The sequence below is a fragment of the Pseudomonas sp. SWRI18 genome (assembly GCF_014268345.1).
Classification (GTDB): Bacteria; Pseudomonadota; Gammaproteobacteria; order Pseudomonadales; family Pseudomonadaceae; genus Aquipseudomonas; species Aquipseudomonas cedrina.
This window is the reverse complement of record NZ_JACCQQ010000010.1, coordinates 17,791-40,292: the sequence shown is the minus strand read 5'-3', so window position 1 is coordinate 40,292 and position 22,502 is coordinate 17,791. Positions and strand designations below refer to the sequence as shown.

The 22,502-nt window shown below is 60.9% G+C and carries 21 protein-coding genes; 5 read left to right on the top strand and 16 right to left on the bottom strand.

Going from position 1 to position 22,502, the window contains the following annotated elements; all coding sequences use genetic code 11:
* Positions 1-169 precede the first annotated feature (169 nt).
* From H0Z09_RS13150 to H0Z09_RS13115, 8 genes are all read right to left on the bottom strand, one after another.
* Positions 170-1,171 carry a septal ring lytic transglycosylase RlpA family protein gene (locus tag H0Z09_RS13150; protein ID WP_186691004.1) on the bottom strand — a complete coding sequence of 334 codons (1,002 nt, stop codon included), beginning with the start codon at positions 1,169-1,171 and terminating at the stop codon, positions 170-172.
* Positions 1,171-2,181, bottom strand: a complete 1,011-nt coding sequence (gene mltB, locus H0Z09_RS13145; RefSeq protein ID WP_186691003.1) for a lytic murein transglycosylase B — start codon at positions 2,179-2,181, stop codon at positions 1,171-1,173. The genes H0Z09_RS13150 and mltB overlap by 1 nt, the downstream gene beginning before the upstream one ends.
* Positions 2,182-2,198: 17 nt before the next feature.
* Entirely contained in the window at positions 2,199-3,302 is a 1,104-nt protein-coding gene (rodA, locus tag H0Z09_RS13140; protein ID WP_169376807.1) for a rod shape-determining protein RodA, read from the bottom strand.
* A gap of 31 nt (positions 3,303-3,333) precedes the next feature.
* Positions 3,334-5,232: a penicillin-binding protein 2 gene (gene mrdA, locus H0Z09_RS13135; protein ID WP_186691002.1), complete on the bottom strand. Its 1,899-nt coding sequence runs from the start codon at positions 5,230-5,232 to the stop codon at positions 3,334-3,336.
* A 15-nt stretch (positions 5,233-5,247) separates the two neighbouring features.
* Positions 5,248-5,715, bottom strand: a complete 468-nt coding sequence (rlmH, locus tag H0Z09_RS13130) for a 23S rRNA (pseudouridine(1915)-N(3))-methyltransferase RlmH (protein ID WP_003176297.1) — start codon at positions 5,713-5,715, stop codon at positions 5,248-5,250.
* A 9-nt stretch (positions 5,716-5,724) separates the two neighbouring features.
* Entirely contained in the window at positions 5,725-6,219 is a 495-nt protein-coding gene (gene rsfS / locus H0Z09_RS13125) for a ribosome silencing factor (protein ID WP_003237041.1), read from the bottom strand.
* A gap of 69 nt (positions 6,220-6,288) precedes the next feature.
* A complete protein-coding gene (nadD, locus tag H0Z09_RS13120; RefSeq protein ID WP_076952663.1) occupies positions 6,289-6,933 on the bottom strand; it encodes a nicotinate-nucleotide adenylyltransferase in 645 nt (214 codons plus the stop codon).
* A complete protein-coding gene (locus tag H0Z09_RS13115) occupies positions 6,933-8,198 on the bottom strand; it encodes a glutamate-5-semialdehyde dehydrogenase (protein WP_186691001.1) in 1,266 nt (421 codons plus the stop codon). Before H0Z09_RS13115 ends, nadD begins: the two co-directional genes overlap by 1 nt.
* 176 nt (positions 8,199-8,374) lie before the next feature.
* On the opposite strand from H0Z09_RS13115, the gene H0Z09_RS13110 reads away from it, so the two are divergent.
* Entirely contained in the window at positions 8,375-9,061 is a 687-nt protein-coding gene (locus H0Z09_RS13110; RefSeq protein WP_186691092.1) for a DNA-3-methyladenine glycosylase, read from the top strand.
* 186 nt (positions 9,062-9,247) lie between these two features.
* The gene (locus H0Z09_RS13105; protein WP_186691000.1) at positions 9,248-10,564 is read left to right on the top strand and encodes a bifunctional DedA family/phosphatase PAP2 family protein; all 1,317 of its coding nucleotides are present in this window, start codon (positions 9,248-9,250) and stop codon (positions 10,562-10,564) included.
* Positions 10,565-10,721: 157 nt separating this feature from the next.
* On the opposite strand, the gene H0Z09_RS13100 is transcribed toward H0Z09_RS13105, so the two are convergent.
* From H0Z09_RS13100 to H0Z09_RS13090, 3 genes are read right to left on the bottom strand one after another with little or no spacing between them, the layout of a single operon-like run.
* On the bottom strand, positions 10,722-11,312 hold the full coding sequence (locus tag H0Z09_RS13100) for an LON peptidase substrate-binding domain-containing protein (protein ID WP_076952660.1): 591 nt from the start codon (positions 11,310-11,312) through the stop codon (positions 10,722-10,724).
* Positions 11,313-11,333: 21 nt separating this feature from the next.
* A complete protein-coding gene (locus H0Z09_RS13095; RefSeq protein WP_186690999.1) occupies positions 11,334-12,050 on the bottom strand; it encodes an LrgB family protein in 717 nt (238 codons plus the stop codon).
* Positions 12,047-12,400: a CidA/LrgA family protein gene (locus H0Z09_RS13090; protein ID WP_186690998.1), complete on the bottom strand. Its 354-nt coding sequence runs from the start codon at positions 12,398-12,400 to the stop codon at positions 12,047-12,049. The genes H0Z09_RS13095 and H0Z09_RS13090 overlap by 4 nt, the downstream gene beginning before the upstream one ends.
* Positions 12,401-12,558: 158 nt before the next feature.
* On the opposite strand from H0Z09_RS13090, the gene H0Z09_RS13085 reads away from it, so the two are divergent.
* From H0Z09_RS13085 to H0Z09_RS13075, 3 genes are all read left to right on the top strand, one after another.
* Complete coding sequence (locus H0Z09_RS13085; protein ID WP_186690997.1) at positions 12,559-13,014, top strand: MaoC family dehydratase; 456 nt, start codon at positions 12,559-12,561, stop codon at positions 13,012-13,014.
* 105 nt (positions 13,015-13,119) lie between these two features.
* Entirely contained in the window at positions 13,120-14,838 is a 1,719-nt protein-coding gene (locus H0Z09_RS13080) for a C13 family peptidase (protein ID WP_186690996.1), read from the top strand.
* Positions 14,839-14,867: 29 nt separating this feature from the next.
* The gene (locus H0Z09_RS13075) at positions 14,868-15,509 is read left to right on the top strand and encodes an oxidoreductase (protein WP_186690995.1); all 642 of its coding nucleotides are present in this window, start codon (positions 14,868-14,870) and stop codon (positions 15,507-15,509) included.
* A gap of 148 nt (positions 15,510-15,657) precedes the next feature.
* Here the strand turns inward: H0Z09_RS13075 and H0Z09_RS13070 are convergent, their stop codons facing one another.
* The 5 genes from H0Z09_RS13070 to H0Z09_RS13050 form a co-directional block, all read right to left on the bottom strand.
* Positions 15,658-15,942, bottom strand: coding sequence for a YceK/YidQ family lipoprotein (locus H0Z09_RS13070; RefSeq protein ID WP_186690994.1), 285 nt, complete (start codon positions 15,940-15,942; stop codon positions 15,658-15,660).
* A complete protein-coding gene (gene ubiX / locus H0Z09_RS13065) occupies positions 15,935-16,564 on the bottom strand; it encodes a flavin prenyltransferase UbiX (RefSeq protein WP_076952653.1) in 630 nt (209 codons plus the stop codon). Before ubiX ends, H0Z09_RS13070 begins: the two co-directional genes overlap by 8 nt.
* A complete protein-coding gene (gene mpl / locus H0Z09_RS13060; protein WP_186690993.1) occupies positions 16,561-17,910 on the bottom strand; it encodes a UDP-N-acetylmuramate:L-alanyl-gamma-D-glutamyl-meso-diaminopimelate ligase in 1,350 nt (449 codons plus the stop codon). Before mpl ends, ubiX begins: the two co-directional genes overlap by 4 nt.
* A 121-nt stretch (positions 17,911-18,031) precedes the next feature.
* The gene (locus tag H0Z09_RS13055; RefSeq protein WP_186690992.1) at positions 18,032-19,114 is read right to left on the bottom strand and encodes a hypothetical protein; all 1,083 of its coding nucleotides are present in this window, start codon (positions 19,112-19,114) and stop codon (positions 18,032-18,034) included.
* Between the two features lie 98 nt (positions 19,115-19,212).
* Complete coding sequence (locus H0Z09_RS13050) at positions 19,213-22,362, bottom strand: hypothetical protein (RefSeq protein ID WP_186690991.1); 3,150 nt, start codon at positions 22,360-22,362, stop codon at positions 19,213-19,215.
* Positions 22,363-22,502: the final 140 nt, after the last annotated feature.

Sequence of the window (22,502 nt, the reverse complement as noted above, 5' to 3'; positions counted from 1 at the left end):
CGAAATTGCTTATGGAAACTTGCCCTCGCGGGCAAAACTTATTCAGACAGCCCGTTGCCAGACTGTCGCGTGTTCGGTTGCCCGCTCACCCCTTGCCCCGGGGTTTTTATTGTTCAACGAGCCAACAACCACAGCCCAGGCCCGACGAGCCAGAGCCATCAATTCTTTATTATTCAGCCGTGACGACGCTGGGTTGCCCCAGGTTGGCCAGGCGCACGCTGTTCTGCACTTGTGCGACCTCGCTCGGCGAGCCGATCGGGCCCATGCGTACCCGGTGCAGGGTCTGCTGGTTACGCACGATGGAGCTGATGAAGACCGGCGCGTTGACCATGCCGCTGAGTTTGGACCTTAACAGTTCTGCCGCGTCGGGGTTGGCGAAAGCGCCGACCTGCAGGTATTGGCCACCCGCTGCCGCTGCGCCCGGCGCAGCCCTGGGCACGACGACCGTGTCCGGCGCATGCTGCTGTGGCGGAGGCGTCCATTGCTCGATCTTGCCCGTCGAGGCGGTCACTTGCGGCTGCGGGGTCGGCGGCTCGTTGAGCATCAACGGCGCCGGCTTGCCACGCTGGGCCCAATACTGCGCAGGGTCGATACCTTCGACCTTCACGCGCGCGGTACCGGTTTCGGCGTAACCGAGCTTCTTCGCGGCCGCGTAGGACAAGTCGATGATGCGGTCCGAATAGAACGGCCCACGGTCGTTGACCCGTAGGATCACGGTGCGGTTGTTGTCCAGGTTGGTCACGCGGACATAGCTGGGCAGCGGCAAGGTCTTGTGCGCCGCGCTCATACCATACAGGTCATACACTTCGCCGTTGGCGGTGTTCTGGCCGTGGAACTTGGTGCCGTACCAGGACGCCGTGCCCGATTGAACGTAGGTCTTGGAATCCTGCAGCGGGAAGTAGTTTTTGCCCAGCACCGTATAGGGATTGGCCTTGTACGGGCCGGTGTGCAGGGTCGGCGTGGCGTCCGGGATCTTCGACACGTCGACATCCCACCACGGCGCGCCGTCTTTGTGCGCGCGGTTGATGTCCAGGCCCGGCTGGGCACGGACCACCGCGCCCCCGGACTTCTGCTGCACCGGCCCGCGGCTGGTGGAACAACTGACGACCAGCAGGGACAACGCGGCGAACGCCACCAGCTTGAGCGGTTGATTGAACAGCGATGCCCGCATTACTTGTTGCCCCGTGCTTGGACCAGCATGTCTGACAGTTGATGCACGGCCATGGCGTACATCACACTGCGGTTATAACGCGTGATTGCGTAGAAATTCTTCAGGCCCATCCAGTATTCCGGGCCATTTTCGCCTTCAAGGCGGAACGCCGTCACTGGCATATCGTCAGGCAGCGCATTCTGACTCGACCAGCCCAGCGCCCGCAACTCCCCGACCGTCTTCGCCGGCTCGATGCCCTGGGTCAGGCCCTCGTCGGCACGATCGCCGGCGACCTCTGCGCGGGCCACCACCGGATCAAAGGCCATCCAGCCGTGGCGCTTGAAGTAGCTGGCCACGCTGCCGATAGCGTCGTCGGGGTTGCTCCAGATATTGATATGGCCGTCACCGTCGAAATCCACCGCATAGGCGCGAAAGCTGCTCGGCATGAACTGCGGCAGGCCCATAGCACCGGCGTAGGAGCCTTTGAGGGTCAGCGGATCGACCTGCTCTTCGCGCGCCAGCAACAGGAATTCGCGCAGCTCCTTGCGGAAGAAGTCGGCGCGCGGCGGGTAATCGAAGCCCAGGGTCGACAAGGCGTCGATTACCCGGTAACTGCCGGTGTTGCGCCCGTAGAAGGTCTCGATGCCGATGATCGAGACAATCACCTGCGCCGGCACGCCGTATTCCTGCTCGGCGCGGGCCAGTACCGCCTCGTGCTGGCGCCAGAAGTCCACACCCCGGGCCACGCGGGCGTCCGTCAGGAACATAGGACGGTATTCCTTCCACTGCTTCACGCGCTCGGCAGGGCGGGAGATGGCGTCGAGGATCGCCTGTTTCTTCTGGGCTTCGCGGAACACGCCCATCAGCTGTTCGCCGGCGAAGCCATAGTCACGGGTCATTTCACCGACAAACTCGGCGACCTGGGGTGAACCATCATAGTCACCGGCCCGCGCCTCTTGCGTTGCGCCCAGCAGCCCGATCAGGCCCATCCAGGACGCGTGCCGAGTCGCCCAGCCGCGCATTACTTGCATTGACATCTTCACCTTATTCAAACCTGTGCGATCCATTTGCGATGCGTATGAATCGACATCAAAACCCCAAACGCTGACATCAACGTCACCAGCGAAGTTCCGCCGTAGCTAATGAACGGCAACGGCACCCCCACCACCGGCAGCAGGCCACTGACCATACCGATGTTGACGAAAACATAAACAAAAAAAGTCATGGTGAGCGCGCCGGCCAGCAGTTTGCCGAATAACGTCTGCGCCTGCGCGGTGATCACCAGGCCGCGACCAATCAACAGCAGGTAGATCAGCAGCAGCGCGCAGATGCCCACCAGGCCGAACTCTTCGCCCAGCACCGCAATGATGAAGTCGGTGTGGCTTTCGGGCAGAAAGTCCAGGTGTGACTGCGTTCCCAGCAACCACCCCTTGCCGAATACGCCGCCGGAACCGATCGCGGCCTTGGACTGGATGATGTTCCAGCCGGTGCCGAGCGGGTCGCTTTCCGGGTCGAGGAAGGTCAGGATCCGCTGCTTCTGGTAGTCGTGCATGAAGAAGAACCACATGGCCACGGCCACCGGCACGGCTGCGGCCAGCACGCTGAGGATCCAGCGCCAGCGCAAGCCGCCCATGAACAGCACGAACGCACCGCCCGCCAGGATCAGCAGCGAGGTACCCAGGTCCGGCTGGCGCACGATCAGGATGAACGGTATGCCAATCAGCAGCAGGCTGATGCCCACGTGCTTGAGCTGCGGCGGCAAGGTGCGCTTGGACAGGTACCAGGCAATGGTCGCCGGCATCAGGATCTTCATGAATTCCGACGGCTGGAAGCGGATCACCCCCGGAATGTTGATCCAGCGGGTCGCGCCCATGGCGTTGTGGCCCATCACGTCCACCACCACCAGCAGCAACACGCCGGCCACATAACCCAACGGCACCCAGCGCGCCATGAAGCGCGGTTCAAGCTGCGCAATGACGACCATCGACAACAGACCCAGACCGAACGACGACGCCTGCTTGATCAGCAGGTCCCAGTTCTTGCCGCTGGCCGAATACAACACGAACAGACTGCCGGCCGCCAGGGTCAGCAGCAGGATCAGCAACGGGCCATCGATGTGCATGCGTTGCAGCAACGTTGCACGGCGACGCATCACATCTTCACTGGAAAGGATGCGGTCAAAATTACTCTTCATCGGCCGTAACCTCGGTGCTTGTAGGGGGGCCGCCATATTCGGGTTTGAGTCTGCCGTCGCTCGCCAACAGCCAGGCGTCCATGATCTGGCGCACTACAGGGGCCGCAACGCCGGAGCCGGATTCGCCGTTCTCGACCATCACCGCCACCACGATCTTGGGGTCGTCCGCCGGCGCGAAACCCACAAACAAGGCGTGGTCGCGGTGGCGTTCCTGCACCTTGGAGCGGTCATATTTCTCGCCCTGCTTGATCGCGACCACCTGGGCCGTACCACTTTTGCCGGCGATACGGTATTGCGCGCCGATGGCTGCCTTGCGCGCGGTGCCGCGGGCGCCATGCATCACCTGCTGCATGCCGTGATTGACCTTGGTCCAGTCGGAGGGGTCGCGCAGAACGATGTCCGGGATCGGGTTTTCATCCACCGGCTTCTCGCCTTCGATAGTCCTGGCCAGGTGCGGACGGTTCCACACACCTTTGTTGGCCACCAGCGCCGTGGCCTGGGCCAACTGCAGTGGCGTGGCCTGCATATAGCCCTGGCCGATACCGAGGATCAGGGTTTCGCCCGGGAACCAGGCCTGCCGGCGGGTGGCACGTTTCCACTCCCGGGATGGCATCAGGCCGGGGGACTCTTCGAACATGTCCAGGGAGACTTTCTGACCCAGGCCGAACTTGCCCATGTAGGTGGACAATCGGTCGATGCCCAGCTTGTGGGCCAGGTCATAAAAATAGGTGTCGTTGGAACGCATGATGGCGGTATCCAGGTCGACATAGCCGTCACCGGTGCGGTTCCAGTTACGGTATTTGTGATCGTAGTTGGGCAGCATGTAGTAACCGGGGTCGTACACGCGGCTGGAGGCAGTGACCACACCGGCGTCGAGCCCGGCAATCGCGACCGCCGGCTTGATCGTCGAACCCGGCGGATACAGGCCGCGCAGTACGCGGTTGAACAACGGCCGGTCGATGGAATCGCGCAATTCGGCGTACGCCTTGAAGCTGATCCCCGTCACGAACAGGTTGGGGTCGAAGCTCGGCTGGCTGACCATTGCCAGCACTTCGCCGGTTTTCGGATCCAGTGCAACCACCGCGCCGCGACGACCGCCCAGGGCCATCTCGGCGGCTTCCTGCAACTTGATGTCCAGGCTCAGCACGATGTCCTTGCCCGGCACCGGGTCGGTGCGCTTGAGCACCCGCAGCACACGGCCACGGGCGTTGGTCTCGACTTCTTCGTAACCCACCTGCCCGTGCAGTTCCGGCTCGTAGAAGCGCTCGATGCCGGTCTTGCCGATATGATGGGTGCCGCTGTAATTGACCGGGTCGAGGGTTTTCAGCTCTTTCTCGTTGATCCGCCCCATGTAGCCGACCGAGTGCGCAAAGTGCGGCCCTTGCGGGTAATGCCGCACCAACTGCGCCACCACTTCCACCCCCGGCAAACGGAACTGGTTCACCGCGATCCGCGCGATCTGCTCTTCGGTCAGCTCAAACAGGATCGGCACCGGCTCGAATGGCCGGCGCCCTTGCCGCATGCGCTTTTCGAAGATCACGCGGTCTTCCGGCGTCAGCTGCAGCACCTCGACGATCACGTCGAGCACCTGCTGCCAGTCGCCGGAACGTTCCCGGGTCATGCTCAGGCTGAAGCTGGGCCGGTTATCCGCCACCACCACGCCATTGCGGTCGAATATCAGCCCACGGGTCGGCGGAATCGGTTGCACATGCACCCGGTTGTTTTCCGACAGCGTGGAGTGATAGTCGTATTGGATGACCTGCAGGAAATACAGGCGCGCGATCAGCACGCCGATCAAACCCACCACCATAAAGGCACCGAACACCACGCGAGCGCGTACCAGACGTGCGTCTTTCTCGTGGTCCTTGATGCGGATCGGCTGGGTCATCGGCAGGGGCGCAGATTATTTGTGGTAAGGGTGCCCGGACAGAACTGTCCAGGCGCGATACAGCTGTTCACCGATCAGGATCCTTACCAACGGATGCGGCAGCGTCAGCGCAGACAACGACCAACGCTGGTCCGCCCGCGCACAGACTTCCGGCGCCAGCCCTTCGGGACCGCCCACCATGAAGTTGACGGTACGCGAGTCCAGGCGCCAGCGATCCAGTTCCACCGCCAGTTGCTCGGTGCTCCAGGGTTTGCCGTGCACTTCAAGAGTGACGATGCGCTCGTTGGGGCCGACCTTGGCCAGCATGGCTTCGCCTTCCTGACGGATGAAGCGCGCCACATCGGCATTCTTGCCCCGAGTATTGAGCGGTATCTCTACCAGTTCCAGCGACAGCTCGGCGGGCAGACGCTTGGCATACTCGTGCCAGCCTTCTTCCACCCACTTGGGCATGCGTGAACCGACAGCAATCAGACGCAGGCGCACAGCCGTTCCTTATTCCTGGTCTTTGTTGAGCTTGTCGAAGTGCGCGTGACCCACTTCCGGGCTGTGGTGCTTGCCATCGGCGGCACGGCTCTGTTCGGCGCCTTTCCACAGGCGCTCCAGGTCGTAGAACTGGCGGGCGTTGGAAGTCATCATGTGCACGATCACGTCGTCCATGTCCAGCAGCACCCAGTCGCTGTCGCCCTTGCCTTCTTCACCCAGCGGCTTGACGCCCTGGGCCTTGACGGCTTCGCGCACCTTGTCGAGCATCGCGCCGATCTGGCGGTTCGACGTACCGGTCGCGATGATCATGTAGTCGGTGATGCTCTGCTTGTCGCGCACGTCCAGCACCTGGATGTCCTGGGCTTTCACGTCTTCCAGGGCCGCCACGGCGACTTTTACCAGCTCTTCGCCAGCCAGCTCAGGACCAACGTGGGCTTCAACCGGCAGCGGGGCGCTTTTGAACGTGCCTTTGCGCTTAACTTTGCTTACGTCTTTGTTCGTCATATAAAACCTGTTTTGCTCGTATGTTCGGGCGCTCGCGCTACGACTGTGCGTAGGTTCAAGCGCGCCTTTTCAGTTCGACGCACGGTAAAGCCCGTGCGCATCGATGTAGGCCAGGACCGCGTCAGGCACCAGGAAACGTACCGACTTCCCGCTGGCCAGCAGTTGACGGATCTGGGTGGCGGACACCGCAAGCGGGGTCTGCCAGACGAATGCAATATTCCCGTTCGGCCCGGTCAGGGCCAAGGGGTCACTTACCGACCGCGCGGCCAGCAGGTTGCGCAAGGCATCCGGCGGTTCGCTGTCGGCATCCGGGCGTTGCAAAACCAGGATGTGGCAATGCTGGAGGAGTTCCTCCCAGCGATGCCAAGAGGGCAGGCCGCAAAATGCGTCCCAGCCCAAAAGCAGAAACAACTGGTCATCGGCGCCCAACTCGGCGCGCATCAGCTCCAGGGTGTCGACAGTGTAGGACGGTTTGTCGCGCTTGAGCTCGCGATCGTCCACCACCAGCGGCGCAATGCCTTCAACCGCCAGGCGCACCATTTCCAGGCGTTGTTGCGGCGCCACCTGCGGCGTGTCGCGATGCGGCGGCCGGAAATTGGGGATCAGCCGCAGCTCGTCCAACGCCAGCGCGTCCGCCACTTCCAACGCACTGCGCAGATGGCCGATGTGCACGGGGTCGAAAGTACCGCCGAGCAACCCGATGCGTTTAGCCATCAAGTGCGCACATGACCGTCGCCGAACACCACGTACTTCTCGCTGGTCAGGCCTTCCAGCCCAACCGGGCCACGGGCGTGAAGCTTGTCGGTGGAGATACCGATCTCCGCCCCCAGGCCGTACTCGAAGCCGTCGGCAAAGCGCGTCGAGGCGTTGATCATCACCGAAGCGGAATCCACTTCGTTGAGGAAACGCCGCGCATCGCTGAAATGCTCGGAAACAATGGCATCGGTGTGCTTGGAGCCGTAAGTGTTGATGTGTTCGATGGCCTCGTCCAGATTGTCGACAATCTTGATCGACAGGATCGGCGCCGTGTATTCGGTGTACCAGTCCAGCTCGGTCGCCTCGATCACGTCCGCGCCCAACAGTGCTCGGGTGCGCACGCATCCGCGCAGCTCCACGCCCTTGTCGCGGTAGATGGCGGCCAGCGGCGGCAGCACGCGCTCGGCAATACCGGCGTGCACCAGCAGGGTTTCCATGGTGTTGCACGGGGCGTAGCGGTGCGTCTTGGCGTTGTCGGCGATGCGGATCGCCTTGTCGAGGTCGGCGGCGACGTCGATGAACACGTGGCACACGCCGTCCAGATGCTTGATCACCGGCACCTTGGCCTCACGGCTGACGCGCTCGATCAGGCTCTTGCCGCCGCGCGGTACGATCACGTCGACGAATTCCGGCATGGTGATCAGCGCGCCGACGGCCGCGCGGTCGGTGGTTTCCACCACCTGCACCACTTCAGCGGGCAGTTCGGCCACGGCCAGGCCTTGCTGGATACACGCAGCAATGGCTCGATTGGAATGGATGGCCTCGGAACCGCCACGCAGGATGGTGGCGTTGCCGGACTTGAGGCACAGGCTCGCGGCGTCGATGGTTACGTTCGGACGCGACTCGTAAATGATGCCGATCACGCCCAGGGGCGCGCGCATCTTGCCGACCTGGATGCCGGACGGCAGGTAACGCATGTCGCGGATTTCACCGATGGGGTCAGGCAGCTTGGCCACCTGACGCAGGCCTTCGATCATGTCGTCGATACGTGCCGGGGTCAGCGCCAGGCGGTCCAGCAGGGCCGGTTCCAGGCCATTGGCGCGGCCGTTGGCCAGGTCCAGCTCATTGGCGGCGGCGAGCCCTGCGCGCGAAGCATCCAGAGCGTCGGCGGCGGCCAGCAGGGCACGGTTCTTCTGCGCGGTGCTCGCACGGGCGATCAACCGCGAGGCCTGACGGGCAGCGCGACCCAGGCGGGTCATGTAGTCAAGAACGGACTCAGTCATTGGGTCGGGAAGTCTTGGCAAAGAGGAAAGCGGCAGATTATAGCTGTGACGCCGCCTGACTGACAGCGGTGAGGGGCGGATGGTCGAAATGAACTGTAAAAACCTTGTGTTCAGCCGTAATTAAGGCGGGACTTGTTATGATTCCGTCACATTTAGCCGTATTTACCCTGACCGCCATGCCCAGTTCAATGCCGCAACTCCCCGCCAGCGCCCTGCCCGACAGCTTCTTCGACCGAGACGCGCAATTGCTTGCACAGCAGTTGCTCGGAAAAGTCATCCGCCATCGTGTCGGCGAAATTTGGCTTTCGGCGCGAATTATTGAAACCGAGGCGTATTACGCGGCCGAAAAGGGCAGTCACTCTTCATTGGGCTACACAGAAAAGCGTAAGGCTTTGTTTCTGGATGGCGGCCACATCTACATGTACTACGCCCGCGGCGGCGACTCCTTGAACTTCAGCGCACACGGGCCCGGCAATGCGGTGCTGATCAAATCGGCGTATCCGTGGGTCGACGCGTTATCCGGCCCGGCCAGCCTGGCGCAAATGTTGTTGAACAACCCCAATCCCGACGGCAGCCCGCGCCCGTCCCACAAGCTGTGCGCCGGCCAGACCCTGTTGTGCAAAGCCCTGGGGCTGAAGGTGCCGATGTGGGATGCCAAACGCTTCGATCAGGAGTTGCTCTATGTCGAGGATGTGGGCCAGACACCGGCCCAGATCATCCAGACGACGCGCCTGGGTATTCCAATCGGTCGCGATGAACACCTGATGTACCGCTTCGTCGATGCAAGCTATGCGCCTTATTGCACACGGAACCCGTTGCGCAGGGGCCAGGTCGAAGGGCGCGACTATTTTTTGATTGAGTAAACATTGAGACCTGCAGCACGGCAGATCCCATGTGGGAGTTGGCTTGTGTGGGAGCGGGCTTGCTCGCGAATACGGTGTGTCAGTCGCCGAAGTAGTGACTGATCGACCGCATTCGCGAGCAAGCCCGCTCCCACAATTGGATCTTCAGTGTTCTGAAGAATGTATTGCATTGATGGAGTGGATTGTATGGGCCAATGGCTCGATAGCATTACCGGCTGGTTGAGCCAGAACCCCGAATGGCTGGCGGTGGCGGTATTCATCGTTGCCTGCGTGGAATGCCTGGCCATCGCCGGCCTGATCGTGCCGGGCACGGTATTGTTGTTCGCCATTGCGGCGCTCGCCGGCAGCGGCGCACTGTCGCTCAGTGAAACCTTGCTGCTGGGCTTCCTTGGCGGGTTGCTGGGTGATGGGGTTTCCTACTTCCTGGGCCGACATTTCCATCAGAACATCCGGCGCCTGCCCGGTCTGCGCCAGCACCCGGAATGGATGAACGGCGCCGAAACCTACTTTCACAAGTACGGCATCGCCAGCCTGCTGGTAGGCCGTTTCATCGGTCCGCTGCGGCCCATGCTGCCGATGGTGGCCGGGATGTGCGACATGCCCTTCCCACGCTTCGCGATCGTGAGCATCGTGGCGGCGGCGGGCTGGTCGGTGGCGTATCTCCTACCGGGCTGGGCGACCGGCGCCGCGTTCCGCCTGCCGTTGCCCGAAGGGTTCTGGCCCGAGGCGGCGGTGGTCGCGGGGTGCCTGGCGGTGGTGATCGGGCTGAGCCTGAACAGCAGCCTGCGCGGCCATCGGCGCGCCACCTTATGGATTGGTTGCGCCAGCCTGGTGCTGTTGATCGCGCTGTTTATCGGCTACCACTCGCTGGATAACTTCGACCACGGCCTGAGCGCCCTCGTGCAGGAACACCGCAGCCCCTGGCTGGACGAAGTGATGGTGCGCATCACCCAACTGGGCGAATTCAAGAAGATGTTTGTAGCCAGCGCCCTGTTCACCGGCTTGCTGCTGCTGGCGCGGCAATGGCGTCATGCGCTGTTTGTCGGCGTGACGCTGGCCGGGGCTGCGGTGATCAACACCGCGACCAAGCTGTTTTTTGCGCGCGGCCGCCCGGAAATCCTGACAGACCCCTTGACCAGTTTCAGCATGCCCAGCGGCCACGCGTCCGGCGCGTTCGCGTTTTTTCTGGCCCTGGCGGTTCTGGCCGGGCGCGGCCAACCCACGCGGCTGCGCCTGACCTGGATGCTGCTGGGCTGCATCCCTGCGGCATTCATCGCGCTGTCGCGGGTTTACCTAGGCGCCCATTGGCCCACCGACATTCTCGCCGGCACGCTACTGGCCATGACGGTGTGCGCGTTCAGCCTGGGCATCAGCGAATACCGCCGCCCGCTGCCGGCCATGTCGCAAAAAGTTTGGTGGCTGCTGCTGCCGGCATTGGTGGCGGTACTGAGCTTTATCGCACTGGCCGGCACATCGCACGCGCTGCTGCGCTACGCCTATTGAGCACACACAGGAACATGTAGTGAGCGGGCTTGTCCCGCGCTGGGTGGCGAAGCCGCCCCAACCGAGGCGACCTGGTTCTACCTGAGTTCGGCGGTGCCTGGATTGGGGCCGCTTCGCAGCCCAGCGCGGGGCAAGCCCGCTCACTACAAGATCCCCATCAGGTAAACAGCTCGCCCTGCAACTCATCAAGCAGCATCTGGATCGCATCCAGGCGCTGCTGCGGGTCGTCGAGTTGCAGCAGGTCGATCTTGTCGGCCTCGGAGAAGGGCAGCAGATACGCCAGCTGATGACCCAGGGCTTGCTGCCCTTGCGCATGGGCGTCCATGTCCAGCGACGCCACCATGGGGTGCTCTGCCAACGCCTGGAGCAGCGCAAGCAGGTCGGCGTCCTCTTCTTCCAATGGCCGGTCCGGCAGCTCTTCAAGCCATTGCACCTCGGCCACCAGCAATTGGTCCTTCTGCACGCCCGCATCCCGCACGCGAAACCGGCGCCCGCCTTCGACGCGAATCCCCAGCAGGCCGTTGTCCTGTTGCTTGAAGTCGCGAATCAGCGCTTCGCAGCCAACCAGCGCATAGCCGTCCGGTGCCTGGCCCACTTCCGTGCCGTCGAGGATGCACACCACACCGAAGCTTTCGCCCTTTTTCATGCAGCGGCTGATCATGTCCAGGTAGCGCGCCTCGAACAGTTGCAGGTCGAGGGTGCAGCCAGGGAACAGCACGGTATTGAGCGGGAACAGCGCCAGACTCATAAAGGTTTCCTTAAACCCGGTTTAAACAATCACCGACACGACCAGCGGCAGGAACACCGCCGTGGCCACGCCCATCAGACTCATCGCCAGCGCCGCAAAGGCGCCGCACTCTTCGCTTTCCTGCAGGGCCACCGAGGTGCCGACGGCGTGGGCGGTCATGCCCAGGGCCATGCCGCGCGCCTCAACGCTGTACACACCCAAGCGTGAAAGCAGCGCCGGGCCGACCATCGCGCCCACCACCCCGGTGATCAGCACAAACACCGCCGCCAATGCCGCGACGCCGCCGATCTGCTCGGCCACCAGCATGGCGATCGGCGAGGTCACCGACTTGGGCGCCATGGTCATCAACATCCTGTGCTCGGCGCCGAACCACCAGCCCAGCAGCACACACAGGCCGGTAGCCAACACCCCGCCTACCACCAGCGTAGTAAAAATCGGCCAGAACAATTGCCGAATGCGTCGCAGGTTCAGATAGAGCGGCACGGCCAGCGCCACCGTCGCCGGGCCCAGCAGGACGCCCATGATCTCGGTGCTCTTGCGGTATTCGGCATAGCTCAGGCCACAGGTGAGCAGCACGCCGATCACCAACAGCATGGAGACCAGCACCGGTTGCAGAAAGATCCAGCGGGTTTTCTCAAACCCTGCCAGCACCAGTTGATAGGCGCCCAGAGTAATGCCGATGCCGAACAACGGATGATGAATCACCGCCGTCCACGCACCCTGCCAGTCGAAGATCATTGATCCCCCTCCTTGCGCTTGACCAGGTGCTGCATCAGCACACCGACAAAACCCATGGCGATCACCAGCGACAGGACCAGGGCGCCGACAATGGCCCAGAAGTCTGCGGCAATGTTCTTGGCGTACACCATCACCCCGACCGCCGGCGGCACCAGCAGCAACGGCAGGTAACGCAACAGGCTGCTGGCCGCCAAGCTCAAGGGCTCGCCGACTTCGCCCTTCCACACCAGAAAGCCCAGCATCAATAGCAAGCCGATGATCGGCCCCGGCAATACCGGTAGCAGCAAATGATTGATCGCCGTGCCGATCAGTTGAAACAGCACCAGCCAGGTCAGGCCACGTAACAGCATCCGTCATTCCCCCTCAAGACTCGCCTGCATTATAAGCACGCCCGACCTATGCATCGGCATTCGCCAAAAGCATGGAGGGTTGACCGGGCCCAATGGCCATGATGATCTACATTGGTTCTCTGTCACCCATAACAACTGATGAACCAAGGAGAGACGCAATGCCCTCTGTACCCGTAGCGCAGCTCAAAGATTACGTCGGCAAGGAACTGGGACGTTCCGAATGGCTCACCATCGACCAGGCACGCATCAACCTGTTCGCCGAAGCCACCGGCGATCATCAGTTCATCCACGTCGACCCGGTCAAGGCCGCGCAGACGCCGTTTGGCAGCACCATTGCCCACGGTTTCCTGTCGCTGTCGCTGATGCCCATGCTGATGGAAGACATCCTGATCATGCCCGAAGGCCTGAAGATGGCGGTCAACTACGGCCTGGACAGCGTGCGTTTCATCCAGCCGGTGAAGGTTGATTCCAAGGTGCGCCTGAACGTGACCCTCACCGACGTGACCGAGAAAAAACCTGGCCAATGGCTGTTCAAGGCCACCGCCACCCTGGAGATCGAAGGCCAGGAAAAACCCGCTTACATCGCCGAGTCGCTGTCCCTCTGCTTCGTGTAGGGCCGTACCTGTGGCGAGGCAATAAACCTTGCCACAGTGTATGTAAATTTATGTATGAAACTCGCAGCTGCGGCATACTCGGCGCTCAATTATCCGGATCCCGCTATGCGCCCACTCGCTCCCTTTGCCCTTGCCCTGTTGCTCACCGCTTGCGGAGACGGCGAATCGCTGTTGCCGCCCGATGCGCGCCTGCCTGATGGCGGGCGCTACCGGGGCGACGTGGTCGATGGCTTGCTGCAAGGCCAGGGTCGCGTGGACTATCCCAATGGCAGCTGGTACGCCGGGCAGTTCGACAAGGGCCAATGGCACGGCCAGGGCGAGTGGCATGGCAGCAACGGCGAAGTCTACAAGGGCCAGTTCAAGCAGGGCCTGTTTGATGGCCAGGGCAGCCTGACCACCGCGGGCAGCCAGTACGTGGGCGGGTTCAAGAACGGGCGACGCAACGGCGAAGGCACCCTCAAAGAGGGCAAGATGACGTATCGCGGCGAGTTCAAGGACGACCAGTACTCCGGCCTCGGTCGCCTGGAGCTGGCCGACGGCAGCCAGTACCAGGGCCAGTTCGCCCACGGCAAGCCCAATGGCGAAGGCCAGCGCAACGACGACAGCGGTAACCAGTTCAGCGGCCATTTCGTCGATGGCCAACTGGAAGGCAACGGCACGTTCAACAGCGCCGATGGCGACATCTATGTTGGCCAGTTCAAACAGAACCAGCTCAACGGCAAAGGCCGCTATGAGAACGCCGACGGCGACGTGTGGATCGGCCAATTCAAGGAAGGCGCGCTCAGCGGCAAGGGCGAGTTGATTGGTGTCGACGGCAGCCACTATGTCGGTCAGTTCAGCGATTGGCGCTTCAGCGGCGAAGGCCGCCTGAACCTCACCGACGGCAGCTTCTATATCGGCGGCTTCGACGGCGACAGCTACCAGGGCAAAGGTACCCTTGTGCTAACCGACGGCACCGTACAGGCCGGCACCTGGGTCAACGGCATGCGCGTGCGTGACGCCGACGGCGGCTTGTTGCCCGACCCACTGGAAATCGGCGTGCTGGCCCAGGGCCGCCTGCTGGACGCGGCCCTGATCGCCGTGCCCGCCTCCACGCCTGCGGTGGAGCTGTACACCCTGGCCGTGGCCGGCGACGGCAAGCAAAGCGTGTTCCTGCGCGAGGCCGATTACGTCAGCAACCTGCTAGCCACCCGTTTCGGCGCGCGCGGGCAGGTACGCCTGGTCAACCACCGCGACCACATCACCGACCGCCCGCTGGCCACCCGAGAAAGCCTGCGTCGCGCCGTGCAAACCCTGGCCGAACGCACCGGGCCGGAAGACCTGGTGTTTATCTACATGACCAGCCACGGCACCCACGAACATGAATTGGTGCTGGACCAACCGCGCATGGAACTGGCCGACCTGCCCGCCGATGAGCTGGCCGCCGTGCTGGCGCCACTGAAGAACCGCGACAAGATCGTGGTGATTTCGGCCTGCTACTCCGGCGGCTTCATCCCGGCCTTGAAAGATGAGCGCACCCTGATCATGACCGCCTCCCGGGCCGATCGCGTGTCGTTCGGCTGCTCGGAGGAAGCCGATTTCACTTACTTCGGCGACGCCCTCTTCGCCCAGGCCTTCAACCAGACCGACGACTTGCAGCACGCCTTCAAACTGGCCCAACTGCATGTGGCCGAACGCGAACAGGCGGACAACTTCGAAGCCTCTGAACCACAGATCTGGGCCCCCAAGGGCGTCATCGCCCACTGGCAATTATTACGCAAGCAGCAGGCACGAAAGGCGCTCGAAAGCGTCTCAATGAATAGCAAGGAAGCCAAAGGCAACTAAGCTGTAACGTGTAACAAGGGGGAAACACCATGTACCTGACGCCTCAGCATATCCTGCTTGCCGGAGCCTCCGGCCTTACCGGCGAACACCTGCTCGACCGCCTGCTCAACGAACCCACCGTGACCCGCGTGCTTGCACCGAGTCGCAAACCGCTGGCCGAACACCCGCATCTGGAAAACCCCGTCGGCGACCCGGCGGTGATCCTGCCGCAACTGAGCGGCCGGGTGGACATCGCCTTCTGCTGCCTGGGCACCACCATCAAACAAGCGGGCTCCGAAGCCGCCTTTCGCGCCGTCGACCTGGACCTGGTCGTGGCCTTCGCCAGGCGTGCGCGCGACATGGGGGCGCGGCACCTGATCGTGATCAGCGCAATCGGCGCCGATCCGAAATCCTCGATCTTCTACAACCGCGTCAAAGGCGAAATGGAAGAGGCGCTCAAGGCCCAGGGCTGGCCACAACTGACCATCGTGCGGCCTTCGCTGTTACTGGGGGAACGGCTGGAACCGCGCCTGGCCGAGCAACTGGCCGGGCCATTGTCACGGCTGATTCCAGGCAAGTACCACGGCATTGAAGTGTGCGAGCTGGCCCGAGCCATGTGGCGTCTGGCGCTCGAAGAGCAGGATGGGGTGCGGGTGGTGGAGTCGGATGAGTTGCGCAAGCTGGGCAAGTAATCCGATTTAACTGACTGACAGAGATCCAAATGTGGGAGCGGGCTTGCTCGCGAATACGATGGATCAGTCACATTACTAGTCGACTGATGCACGGCCTTCGCGAGCAAGCCCGCTCCCACATTATTTTTGTGTTGCCAGTGAGATTACGCTACAGACCGCCGGTGGCGTTGAAACCCACCCCAATCACCGTCAACACCGACAAGGGCAACAGCAGCGTGTCGAGCAACGCACTCGCCGGCAGGTCAAGACCGGGGTAACCCGGCGCCTCGGCACCAAACCTGTCCTTGGCGCAGCAACCGCCATTCATTGCATACAGATCCAGGCGCGTACCGGCATACACCACCGGCGCGTTTGGCTGCGCCGCGTCCAGCGTGCGCACGGTGGCGCAGCCCGTGAGATGCAACGCCAGCACCACCAACAGGACCTTATTCATCATTGCTCAAATGGTGTTCGCCCCAGCGCGGCAGCATGTCCTGAGGGATGTTCAGCAGGTTGAGAATGCGCGCCACCACAAAGTCCACCAGGTCATCGATGGTTTGCGGCTGGTGATAAAACCCTGGCGAGGCCGGCAGGATCGTCACGCCCATGTTCGACAACTTGAGCATGTGCTCCAGGTGGATGCTCGAATACGGCGCTTCACGGGGCACCAGGATCAACTGGCGCCGTTCCTTCAACGTCACGTCCGCCGCGCGCTCGATCAAGTTGTTGCAGGCACCGGTGGCAATCGCCGACAAGGTACCGGTGGAACACGGCACCACCACCATCGCCGCCGGCGCACCGGAGCCGGAGGCCACTGGCGACATCCAGTCTTCCTTACCGTAAACCTTGATCTGCCCCGCCGCCGCACCGGTGTATTCGGTCAGGAAGGCCTGCATCATCTGCACCTTGGGCGGCAGCGCCACGTCGGTCTCGGTCGCCATCACCAACTGCGCGGCCTTGGAGATCAGGAAGTGCACCTCACGGTCTTCACGCACCAGGCAATCGAGCAGGCGCAAACCATAGGGCGCGCCGGATGCACCGGTCATCGCCAGGGTGACGCGCTCCGGGCCGCTCATTCGAGCGCCTCGGCCAGTTTGCCATGCAGGCCGCCGAAGCCGCCGTTGCTCATGACCACCACGTGCGTGCCGGGCGTGGCCAAGCGCTTGACGTGTTCGATGATGCCTTCGATGGAATCACACACGGTGGACGGCACCGTGCACAACGCTGCAATCGCCGGCAGGTCCCAGCCGAGATTGGCCGGCGCGTACCACACCACCTGGTCGGCATCGTCGACGCTTTGCGGCAGGCCATCACGGTGGGCGCCCAACTTCATGGAGTTGGAACGCGGCTCGACAATCGCAATGATTGGCGCATCGCCGACACGCTTGCGCAGGCCATCCAAGGTAGTAGCGATTGCAGTCGGGTGGTGGGCAAAGTCGTCGTAGATGGTAATCCCGTTCACGTCGGCGACTTTTTCCATGCGCCGCTTCACGCTCTTGAAGACGCTGAGCGCGGCAATGCCCATGGACGGCACCACGCCCACATGCCGTGCGGCAGCCAACGTGACCAACGCATTGGCAACGTTGTGCTGGCCGGTCATGTCCCACTCGACAATGCCTTGGGCTTGGCCTTCGAACAGCACTTCAAACCTGGAGCCGTCCTCGCTGAGCAGGTTGACCTGCCACTGCCCGCCCGCGCCGGTGGTTTGCACCGGGGTCCAGCAGCCCATCTCGATCACGCGCTGCAAGGCGGGCTCGGTGGTGGGATGGATCACCAGGCCCTCGCTTGGAATGGTGCGCACCAAGTGGTGGAACTGACGCTCAATGGCTGGCAGATCGGGGAAAATGTCAGCGTGATCGAATTCCAGGTTGTTCAGGATCGCCGTGCGCGGGCGGTAGTGAACGAACTTGGAACGCTTGTCGAAAAAGGCACTGTCATACTCATCCGCCTCGATCACGAAGAACGGCGTATCGCCCAGGCGCGCCGACACCGAGAAGTTCTGCGGCACGCCGCCGATCAGGAAACCCGGAGCCATGCCCGCATGCTCCAGCACCCAGGCCAACATGCTGCTGGTGGTGGTCTTGCCGTGGGTGCCGGCAACCGCGAGCACCCAGCGGCCTTGCAACACATGGTCCGCCAGCCATTGCGGGCCGGACACATAAGGCAAACCTTTATTGAGCACGTATTCGACGGCCGAGTTGCCGCGCGACATGGCGTTGCCGATCACGACCAGGTCCGGGACCGGGTTGAACTGCGAGGGGTCGTAGCCTTGGGTCAGCTCAATGCCCTGGGCCTCGAGTTGCGTGCTCATGGGCGGGTAAACGTTGGCATCGGAGCCCGTCACGTGATGGCCCAGCTCTTTGGCAAGTACCGCCATCGAACCCATGAACGTGCCGCAAATACCGAGAATATGAATGTGCATAGTCGACCTCGTAAAACATCGAGGCAGGTTAGCGCAGGGTGGAAAAGTTCGCACGCTTTAGCTGAGGGCGAAACGCCCGTCGGTGGGATACGACGGGCGCATGGGCAGGGTTAACGCGACGCTAGCCATCCTGGAGAGTGATCAACCGGTCCGATACTTTATCCATAGGCAGCACGGGCGTATTGGATTTAGGCACAGACGTGACTTTCAGGGCCCCCAGCAAGGCAGAAAGGGCTGCCATCCGGCTCTCCAGATCGATAACGCGCTCCTTGATGTCGTCTTTATCAGGCCCCGTGGACGCCGGTTGGAAGTCAATTCCCTGGGCCTTGGCGTCTTTACCCAGCTGCCCCTCGACATAACCGATCATGGCCTCAAGCGAGTCAAGGCGCTCTTCTCTTGTTTGCATCACCCATTTCAGGTTCGGCCCGACACTCTGCTCGTCACGCAGTTTCGACAAGGTGTTGACCAACAGAAAAACGCTGTTCTGCGCATGATCGACGAGCCGCTCCTCTTCGATGTTTTCTTGAGTCGCGGGTTCAGCCGTCGGATTGATAATTGGCTTGAGCCGTTCGTTGGCACTCCCGACGGCAACCATGAAAATCGACGTTACCGGTACGTTGATCGCCGTCGTGATCGCTGCTGTCTTGAGCAGGGTCTTGTTAGTCGGTGGAAGGGCTGTCTCCTTCTCCTTGACGGCGGCTTTGGCATTCTCTTCAAGGGTATGCGCGGAAAAGGGTCCGGCATCTTGCCCATTGACACGGCCAGGACTGGGCTGACCGAACAACTGGTCACGGATTCGCGCATCCCTGGCGGTGCGCCAGGCTTTTCGCTGTTTTTCTACATACGCGGCCATTTCGGGGGTTTGTCCAGCGCCTGAGGAGGATGCGTCGTCCGGCTGCCGGGTTCCACTCGCATGACCTGGGCCATCAAAACCATTCACTTTGGAATTCACGAACGCTTGATCGAACGTTTGATGACCTGCGTCCACATTGCCGCGTAGGGTACCTCCAGAGCTGGGCGCTTCAACCCGTGCCGGACTCGGCAAACTCTCTCTGGAGCCGCTCCTCAGGATACCGCCAATTAATCCACCAATTTTTGAACATTTGATAACTCGATACGCTTTTTTGTGACCGGTACCCGCTTTGAATACAATCGAAGTGCGGATAGAAAGTAACGTCGTTGTTCTTGTTGTTGAACGCTTCATCGTCATTCACCTTATTGGGTAGGTAAAAAACATTCATATTTCCTGTCGAATGAATAGGCTACTTTGGAAACACTCCACGACCTGAACACATCCCCGATTCAAGTCTGCAATGAACTTACAACACCAAACTGTGCCAGCTGAACACCGAACGGCGTTTTAGTGACAACGTTATAGGCATACCATGCACCTTTTTTGAGGACTGCCACGGTCGGCCGCCATACACCTTCCTCGGTTGCGTGAAAAAAACCTTTTACAATATCGCCCTCCTTATAGACTTTAGTAACATCGTAACTTCCATAATGCCCTCTCAAGCGCGACAACACATCCTGACCCTGCTCCGCCAAGAATTTCACATCTTTATAACCGGCGCGTGCGCCTTTATTTAAGTTTTTGGCAATATTGACGGAATCGGTATAACCCACGGACGCCCCGACACCCGCCACCACGCCACTTTTAATTATATTCAAGGCACTTTTGCCGGCCTTGGCGGCTTTTCGCGCGGCATTCGCGCCCGGAATGACAAAGCCGAGAATATCGAACCCAATATTGAAAAGCGCCCCACCTACGTCGCCGTTGATGGCGTCTTGAACACCATCATAAAAAGGCACGAGGCTCAGAAAAAAACCCTTCAACTTTTGGTCATAAGCGCGTCCTTTTTCAAGGTCGGTGACACCCGCCGTTTCATTGGCAAGAGCGCTATAGTCTTTGGTGAAATAACCACCTGCCGTTTGTGCGAGCACACCATATTTATCAGAGAAATAATCACCTTGTTTCTTTCCCTCCGGCGCGGGCAGATCGCGTTTTTTATCGGTTTTCCCATACTGCGCGTAGGTATGCGGCAAGCCCGGAATATACCCTTCGCTTTTCCCTCCAAAAAAAGCACGGTCATCCAGGTCGATCCGCCTGCCCGGAAAGCCATCTTCTTTAATGATCTTGCCTTCGGCGGGAAAGTAACTGTAGGCGCTGACGCCCCCATCAGGCTCTACCACCTTCATCAGTAACCCATGCTTGCCTTTCAACGCTTCAAGCTCCTGCGCCGTGGGCGCTGGAGGCAGGCATTCCCTGGGTGTCAACAAACCGGAGGTACAAGGCCCGTTCTCGATATAGGCGCGAGACACCTCAAAAAAACTTATGTCCGACTGGCTGATACGTGCCTTGTCCGCCACGGGCAACAGTGAAAGCTGATATTTGAACAGGATAGCCCAGGCACTTGCCTGTACCTTGCGGTACTCCTGAAACCTCGTTGCAAACACTTTATTAATATCAGGTGTCAGTTCAGACAAACGCGACTTCATGCGTTCATAGGGAAAACGCCGCTCATCGTTGGATACCCAAGAGTCCGGCTGGATCGGCCCCGTCATGTAAATATCCAACAACGATATCGGTTTATGTTTCACGGATGCCTGTTCCACCACCTCAAGCGTTGGGTCCACCTCCGGAAATACTCGTTTCAACTCTGCCAGCGCCAATTCCCGACGCGTCGTCGGCGCTGTCTTCATGGCATCACTCGCCCAGCGAAGCTCTTTTTGCTGCTTGTTGAGTACCTCTTGCGCATGCTCGGCCTGAGCATCCGAATAGGCATGACTCGCGCTGGTGTCGATGACCCGATTGGCAATACCCCACGCAATGATGGGGTCGCGCGCGGCGACGCTCAGTTGATCCTCGCCCTCAATAGAAACCGGCGGCGTATTACCGAAAGCCATCACTTGGCTGAACGTCATGTTCGCCGCCGCGCCAGGCACTTGCTGCTCTATTCGCGAAACCTCTATACAAAAATTCGTCCAAGTATGGGAACCGTATACAAGATTGGGCGGGATGTTTTTAACTAGAAACTCAGGGGCTGCTGCCGATAATAAAAGGCGTGCGGCGACGGCTGCACCCTCGTCGCCAATCTTGCCGGCCAGATGCGCCGTGAAGCGTTTGACGATCTCTGCCACGGAGGCGCCCGCATTATCGCCGCTGTAAAGGTTGTATCCCGCCAGGTTGAACGGCGACTTGCCCAGGCCAGGATCGAGCTCCTGCACCAGGGCAACGCTGAGACTTTCAATCGCGCTCGTGGGTGTATTGGCAAGATTGAGCTCCCTGCGGATCAACTTACCCAGCCGCTGCGCCTCAGGTGTCCGCAGGAGCTGGTCAAGGGCGATTGACGGGGAATCCGTCATGGCCTTTCTCAGATGGCCTGGAAGATGGTTGATCAACCGACTCAAGAGGCTGCTCGCTCCAGGCGCGGTCGCAGCCTCTGGCGTAGTGGATGGCTGTGTCTGCGCTTTTACAAGCAGTCCCATCTTGCGCAGTGAAGTAGACGACAGCTCACGTCCGATAGGCCGTACACCACCGGCATACACGCCCGGCGCCCTGTGCGCCAGGTCAAAGGACAACGCAGAGGCCAACGCGTTAGCCTGGACACGGTTCACAGGCACTTTGTAGTCCTCCAGCCTGAGCATGTGGGCGAGGCTCATCGCACTGCTCCGCTCACGCTCAAATAGCGCAGAACGAGGATCGACGGGCACGTTGATTTTCTCCAGATCGACACGCCCGTCGGCGTCGTCGACCAGGGCGTTCAATGCGCTTATCAGCCTGTGCCGGTTGGCCTCATCGCCCAGCGCTTGCCGATGCGCCGCCAGCGCGGCGTCGGAGTGGGTCGACAGGTGAGCTTCATCCAGCTTGAAGCCGGGATTATCCTTGAACTGTTTGAGGCGGACGCTGACTTGGGCGGCGTTGAAAAGGTCAGGCTCTTTGTAGAATTGCGCGACCAGGGTCATCGACACACCACCCTGCCCGCTCCCGGGGTATCGCAGCGCTTGACCGTGCTCGGGGGCAAACACCCTGCCAAGGGATAGGAGCGTGCGGGAAACATCAGACCACCCTGAATCGTCTGACAAATAAAAGGTTTTGGGCCGACCGTCTACATAGCCTTTTATCTCTCCGCGAGCCGGAATCAGCGTCAGCCAGCGCAAATCAAGCCCCTGCTTTTCAGCCCACGCCACAAAGCCCTCGCTTTTAAATGCACTGTCCAATTGGGCATACCAGAGCGCCACTGTAGAGTGCGGCGGAACTTGCATATCGGGCGGTTCGAGGGAAGTTTTATAACTGCCATCAAGCAATAAGGCGGCGAATGAACGGGCGACTTCAGCATCGGCCTCAGCTCGGCTTATTGAGCGTTCAGTTGATTGAGCCGAAAGGCGGCTTTTATCAATCGTGATTGAATTTTCACCCCTATCAGCTCGCGAGCTGAAGGGCGTCGTCATTTGGGGTACATGCACATTTGTAATCTTCATAGCCCACCCTCAACGCAGCGACTGAGTGTCCAAACAACCGACGCCTCAACATACTCAATGAGTGGGACAAACCTGAAAAACGCGCGACATTAAAAATCGACATAATATTG